The following is a 7,175-nucleotide window of genomic DNA, read 5'->3' as shown; positions in this document are numbered from 1 at the left end:
CTATTATATAAATTTAAAGGAGACATTATGGTAAAACAAAAAAAAGCTAATACTTTTAAAAATAAAAAATATATTATTGGTGCCATATTAATAGCACTTTTAATCCTATTATCATCTATTGGTTTTTGGGTTTACAAATACTATAAAGAGTCTTATGATAATTCAGGGAAAATAGGAAAAGTAAATATGGTAGATAAAAATATTAATTTTACAGAAGCTAAGGGAATTACAAATGTTTTATTGTTAAGTAGTGATGCAAGACCTGGTGAAACTGAATCTAGATCTGATTCTATAATGATTTTAACAATAGATAATATAAATAAAAAGTTAAAAGTTACTTCTCTTATGAGAGATATGTTAGTAGAAATTAATGGACATGGTGAAGAAAAATTAAATCATGCTTTTGCTTATGGTGGACCTAGTAAAACTATAGAAACTATCCAAAATAACTTTGGGATAAAAATAGATAATTATATTATAGTTGACTTTAATGCTTTTAGACATGTTATTGATTCAATAGACGGCGTAGAAGTAGATATTAAAGATTATGAATTAAAAGAACTTAATAAATATATACTAGATGGTGGTGGTTCACAAAAAGATTTATTGCCAAATCCAGGAGTATATAATCTTAATGGTTACCAAGCATTATCCTATGCAAGAATTCGTAAAGTAGGAAATGGTGAATTTGAAAGAACTGAAAGACAAAGAGAACTTCTTCAAATAATAGCTAATAAAATGCAAAATATTTCCACTGTTAAATTTGTGTCTTTATTAAATGAATTATTTCCCTATGTAAAAACTAATATGGGAATTGGCACTGCTATAGATTATGCATTAACAGCAATGAAAATAGCAAATAGTAATACTTTTGAAATAGAACAATTTAGAGTTCCTTTAGATAGTATTTCTAAAGGTGGTATAGTTAGTAATGAAAAAGGTTGGGTTTTTGTTATAGACAAAGCTGAAACTGCTAAAGCTTTACAAGAATTTATTTTTAATAATAATAAAAGTTATGTTCCTGATACTAGTAACTTTAATAATATTGTTGAAAAATACTTTAAAGATTATAATATAACTGATGATAAAACACATCCAGATTATGAACCAAATTATAGCCGAAATTCTTATAAATCTGATAAAAATAATTTAGATAAAGTTAATTCAACTAATAAATCAACAAATAATAAAAAAAATACAAATAATATATCAAAACCAAATAATAATAAACCAAATATAAATTCAAATAACAATACTTCAAAACCTACTGAAGATAATAATATATCAAAACCAAATGATACAGTAAAACCAGATAAACCTATAGTTCCTGAAGTTCCAACACCTCAACCTGATAGCAAACCGGAATCTGGTTCAAATACAAATGAAACTCCTCAGGTACATCCTAATCCTGATAATCCAGGAGAAAATCATAAAAATTAAAAATAAAAGAGCTATGATAGTTAAAAATCATAGCTCTTTTATTTTAATTATAATATTTTTTTATTATCTTTCTCATATCACCTATCATATAAAGAGATCCACTTATTAAAAGCATATCTTCATTACCTAATAAATTAATTCCCTTTTTTAAAGCTTCTTCATATTGCTCAATAGCAAAACATTTTTTATTTTTACTTAGAATTTTATTATATAAGCTGTTTATATTTTCTGCTCTATGATTATGGGGTTCTGTAACTATTATATTAGAACTATATTTAATAATCTCATTTACCATTTCATCTACTTGTTTATCTCCAAGCATTCCTATAATAAGATTTAATTTATTGTAATTAAAATATTTTGATAAACTATTGCTTAACTTTTTTATTCCATCAATATTATGAGCTCCATCTATTACTATTAATGGATCTTTACTTAAAACCTCCATTCTTCCAATCCACTTAACTTTTCTTATACCATTTATTATTGAATTATCATCAACATTTAACCCTAAATTTCTTAAAGTCATTATTGCCGTTACTGCAACTAAACAATTATTTATTTGATGTTCTCCTAATAATGGTAAATTTAAATTAAATTTTTCTTCTAATATATTTATAGTTATTTCTTGAATAAAACTATCTTTATTTATTGATAAAGATTTCAAACTATTTTCTGAAACTAAATATAGATTACTCTTAGTATCAATACATTTTTTATTAATTATTTCAAATACATTATCTTGCTGTGGATAAGATACCACCATACATCCTCTTTTTATTATGCCACATTTTTCAAAAGTAATTTCTTCTATTGTATTACCTAAAATATTCATATGATCATAACTTATAGATGTTAAAACTACTAATAATGGATTAATAACATTAGTTGCATCTAGTCTACCACCTAGTCCTACTTCTATAATTGCATAATCAACATTTTCTTTAGCAAAGTAATAAAACATTATAGCAGTTATAATTTCAAATTGCGTAGGATTATCATATCCTAATTTGATTACTTTATCTATAACATTTTTTACTTTCTCTAAAGCATCAATCAAATCATCTTTAGAAATATTTTTATTATTAATTTGAATTCTTTCTTCAAAGAACTCTATATAAGGAGATGTATACATTCCAACTTTGTATCCTGCTTCTTTTAATATAGAAGCAATCATAGCTGTAGTTGAACCTTTTCCATTAGTACCTCCAACATGAATACATTTTATTTTTTTTTGGGGATTATCTAATAATTCAAGTATTTTTTCAATTCTCTCCAGCCCAAAATTCATACCAAATTTTGATGTATTTTCTATATAAGCTATAGCTTCATTATAATTCATACTATTTCCTCCTAAATACTGATTTTTATAATAAACTGTTATTTAAAAAAATTCTTTTTTCTTAACTAAAAACCTATTACAACCATTAATTATTTAACATAACTTTAATTTTTAGTGTAATATATATTCATATACTTAAGGACTTCTTAGAAAAATAAATCTAAGAAGTCCTTATTTTTTAAATTATTTTATTTTAAAGCTTTTAATCTCTCTAAAACTGCCTCTAGCATTTCTCTATATTTTATACCTTTAGCTTTTTCTTCTTCAACAACAGCTGTTGGTGCTTTACTTACAAATCTTTCATTTGAAAGTTTTTTATCAACTCTATCTATTTCAGATTCAAGCTTAATTTTTTCTTTATTTAATCTCTCTAACTCTTTTTCTCTATCAACAAGATCAAGTAATGGTAAGAATAATTCTCCACCCTTTACAACTACTGAAACTACATTTTCTGGAACTTCATTTTTGTTTTCTATAAATACAACTTCTGAAGCTGAAGCAAGCTTTTCTAAATATGCAGCACCATTAATAAATGCATCTTTAGCCTCTTCTGAAGCATGAGCTATTAACTTAGCTTTTCTTGAAGGCGGAACATTCATTCCAGCTCTTAAATTTCTTAAAGATTTTATAGCTTCCATAATAAATGACATATCTTTTTCAGCTTTTTCATTATGAATTTCTTCATTGTATATTGGCCAGTTTGAAATAGTTATTGATTCAAATTCTGTACTTAAATGAGTATATATTTCTTCTGTAATAAATGGCATTACTGGATGAAGTAATTGTAATCCTGTAGTTAATACTTTATAAAGAACATTAAATACTACACCTTTAGCTTTTTCATCATCACTATATAATACAGGCTTAACTAATTCTATATAATAATCACAGAACTCTGTCCATAGGAAATCATAAACCTTTTGAAGCGCTATTCCAAGTTCATATTTTTCCATATTTTCTGTAACTTCTTTTACTAATGTATTCATTCTTGAAAGAACCCATTTATCAGCTAAGCTATAATCTGTACAATCTTTGTACTTATCCATAATCTCTCTGTCTAAATTCATCATAACAAATCTTGAAGCATTCCATATCTTATTAGCAAAATTTCTAGCTGCTTCAACTCTCTCAGGAATATATCTTATATCATTTCCTGGAGCATTTCCTGTTACCAACATAAATCTTAAAGCATCTGCACCATATTCATCTATAACCTCAAGTGGATCTACTCCATTTCCTAAAGATTTACTCATTTTTCTTCCTTCAGAATCTCTTATAATTCCATGAATTAATATAGTATCAAAAGGAGTTTCTCCCATATTGTGTATTCCTGAGAATATCATTCTTGCAACCCAGAAGAATATAATATCATACCCTGTAACTAATGTAGATGTTGGGTAGAAAAATTCTAAATCATCAGTTCTATCTGGCCAACCTAATGTTGAGAAAGGCCATAAAGCTGAACTAAACCAAGTATCTAAAACATCTTTATCTTGCTCTATATTATGTGAAGTACATTTAGTACATTTAGTTACATCAGTTTCACTTACTATTATTTCTCCACAATCTTGGCAATAAAATACTGGTATTCTATGTCCCCACCATAATTGTCTTGAAATACACCAATCTTGAATATTTTCCATCCAGTTAAAGTATGTCTTTTCAAATCTTTCTGGAACAAATTTAGTTCCTTTATTTCTTACAACTTCTATAGCTGGATCTGCTAGACTTTGCATTTTAACATACCATTGCTTTGATATAATTGGTTCAACAACTGTTGAACATCTATCATGAGTTCCAACATTATGAGTATGTGGTTTTATCTTAACAAGTAATTCTTGTTCTTCTAAATCACTAACTATTTTCTTTCTTGCTTCATATCTATCTAATCCTTGATATTTTCCACCTAAATGATTTATTACCCCACTATCATCCATAACTCTAATTTGAGGTAAATTATGTCTTTGACCAACTTGGAAGTCATTAGGATCATGAGCTGGTGTTATTTTAACTGCTCCTGTTCCAAATTCAACATCAACATAATCATCAGCTATTACTGGTATTTCTCTATCTGTTAAAGGTAATTTTAGCATTTTTCCTACTAAGTGAGCATATCTTTCATCCTTTGGATTAACAGCAACAGCAGTATCTCCTAATAATGTTTCCGGTCTTGTAGTAGCTATTTCTAAGAACTCTTCTGAATGAACTACTGGATATTTTATATACCAGAAATTACCTTCTTTTTCTTCATACTCTATTTCAGCATCTGATAAAGCAGTTTGACACTTTGGACACCAGTTAGTTATTCTATTTCCTTGATATATTAATCCTTCATTATATAACTTAACAAATACATGTCTTACAGCTTTGCTTAATCTTTCATCCATTGTGAAAGCTTCTCTTGTAAAGTCAGCAGAACATCCCATCTTTTTAAGTTGCTTTCTTATTTCTTCTCTATATTGATCAGTCCACTCCCATACTTTTTCTAAGAAAGCTTCTCTTCCCATTTCTTTTTTATAAAGACCTTGCTTTATAAGCTCATTTTCTACTTTAACTTCCGTTGCTATACTTGCATGGTCCTCTCCTGGTAACCATAAAGTACAATACCCTTGCATTCTCTTAAATCTTATAAGCATATCTTGTAAAGTATTGTCAAGTGCATGACCTAAGTGCAATTTACCAGTTATATTTGGTGGTGGCATTATTATTGTATAAGGCTTTTTATTTTTGTCTATTACTGGTGTGAAATACTTCTTATCTTGCCACTCTTTATATAATCTTTCTTCAAACTCTTTTGGATCATATGTTGTAGAAATGTTTTTATTATCTATCATAATTTATACTCCTTATAATTTTTTATTATAATATTTATTATTTGCAATAAAAAAAGCTCTTCATCCATAAAAGGACGAAAGCTCGCGGTACCACCTTTTTTCCCTCAAAACAAGGGCTCTCAAAAACTAACGACTGAAAAAGCCGTCTTTAGTTACTAATCTTTCACTAAAGATCTCAAAAGCTACCTTCAAGATATCAAATATAGGAAATCTTACACCCAAGGATTTCCCTCTCTAAAATATTATTACTATCTTTACTCCTCTTTATCACCGATTTAAAATATTTCATTTTATATTATAATATTTATTATAATATTCTTTGAATTAATGTCAAGTAATTAGTTATATTCTAAAGATTTATTTAATATTTATAAAGTATACATAATTTTTCAAGTTACTATTACAACCTTCAATTAAAAAATTATTCCATTTAACATTGAATATACATTATTAAATTGTCAATAATCATACTATAACAGTATTCTTGGAGGGGTTTCATGAACAATTTTTCGAAAGGAAACGAATTATATAATGTAAAAAATTATGAAGAAGCATTAAATTATTATGAAAAAGCTATTGAAAATAATGAATGCGAATATCATTCTTATTATAATGCAGGAGTATGTTATATAAAATTAAAAGAATATGATAAAGCTATAAATATGATTACTAAAGCCTTAGAACTTAATAATGATTCAAAATATTTTTTTAATTTAGCATACTGTTACTCTATGACTAATAATCAAAAAAAAGCTCTAATATATTTTAATCTATCATGGGCTCTTGATAATAATGATAATGATTGTGAAAAAGCTTTAAAACTTATAACTTCAAAAATTAAAAATAATTAATAAAAAAGTATGATTCTTTTTAAATATTTAGAATCATACTTTTTATTTTAAAATATATATCTATTTCCATTCTCCAATAATATTTTCTGCTTTATGAGTTTCGTTGAAATTTTTACCACCAAAAGAATTTTTTTCATTATAGAAAGTAGTATCTACATTAATCCATTCATTTTTTTCACTTAAATAAACTTCATTCCATGCATGAGGTCCCCACTGTTTACCATTAAAAGCTGTACCAGTAACCAATTTAACCTTTAATCCTACTGCCCTACACATTGCTACGTATAAGCAGGAATAATCAAAACAAACCCCTTCTTTATTTTCAAAAGCAGTTATTGCACCAGATTTTAAATTTTTATTCTCTTTCTCTATTAATTTTGCTTTTTCATCATCATATTTTATATTTTCACCAATCCAAATATATATTTTTTTTGCTTTTTCCTTATCAGTGCTACTTCCCTTAACTAAGTTTTGTGCAAATTCATTTATACTACTATTAGATTTTATTCCTTCTTCTAAAGTAACACCATTATATAAGTTTATTACCGCTAATTTATTTTTGTGATTAGATATTGTTGGTATACTTTTATCCTTAGCAGGATATAGTTTTTCTTCATTTAAAACAATACTAGGTAAATCAGCCTTTGCTATTAAATCATAACTTTTTGAATTTACAATATATTCACTCAATTTGCTTCCTAATATATC

5 protein-coding genes and 1 other annotated feature are annotated in these 7,175 nt (G+C 26.5%); of the genes, 2 read left to right on the top strand and 3 right to left on the bottom strand.

The genetic code is table 11. The features are described 5' to 3' along the window. The first annotated feature begins 27 nt into the window (after positions 1-27). Entirely contained in the window at positions 28-1,440 is a 1,413-nt protein-coding gene (locus tag GBZ86_RS10770) for an LCP family protein (protein WP_152890544.1), read from the top strand. A 43-nt stretch (positions 1,441-1,483) separates the two neighbouring features. On the opposite strand, the gene GBZ86_RS10765 is transcribed toward GBZ86_RS10770, so the two are convergent. Both GBZ86_RS10765 and GBZ86_RS10760 read right to left on the bottom strand, forming a co-directional pair. Further along, entirely contained in the window at positions 1,484-2,782 is a 1,299-nt protein-coding gene (locus GBZ86_RS10765; RefSeq protein ID WP_152890542.1) for a bifunctional folylpolyglutamate synthase/dihydrofolate synthase, read from the bottom strand. A 188-nt stretch (positions 2,783-2,970) separates the two neighbouring features. After that, positions 2,971-5,613: a valine--tRNA ligase gene (locus GBZ86_RS10760; protein ID WP_327444962.1), complete on the bottom strand. Its 2,643-nt coding sequence runs from the start codon at positions 5,611-5,613 to the stop codon at positions 2,971-2,973. Between the two features lie 70 nt (positions 5,614-5,683). Next, positions 5,684-5,896 (bottom strand) — a binding site (T-box leader). Positions 5,897-6,113: 217 nt separating this feature from the next. Between GBZ86_RS10760 and GBZ86_RS10755 the strand changes: the two genes are divergently transcribed. Next, positions 6,114-6,467 carry a tetratricopeptide repeat protein gene (locus GBZ86_RS10755; RefSeq protein WP_152890538.1) on the top strand — a complete coding sequence of 118 codons (354 nt, stop codon included), beginning with the start codon at positions 6,114-6,116 and terminating at the stop codon, positions 6,465-6,467. Between the two features lie 60 nt (positions 6,468-6,527). Here the strand turns inward: GBZ86_RS10755 and GBZ86_RS10750 are convergent. Further along, on the bottom strand, positions 6,528-7,175 hold a 648-nt coding region (locus GBZ86_RS10750), incomplete at its 5' end, for a transglutaminase-like domain-containing protein (RefSeq protein WP_170272216.1).

Origin of the sequence: Clostridium tarantellae, assembly GCF_009295725.1 — a bacterium.
GTDB classification, from domain to species: Bacteria; Bacillota; Clostridia; order Clostridiales; family Clostridiaceae; genus Sarcina; species Sarcina tarantellae.
This window is presented reverse-complemented; position numbering and strand designations above follow the sequence as displayed.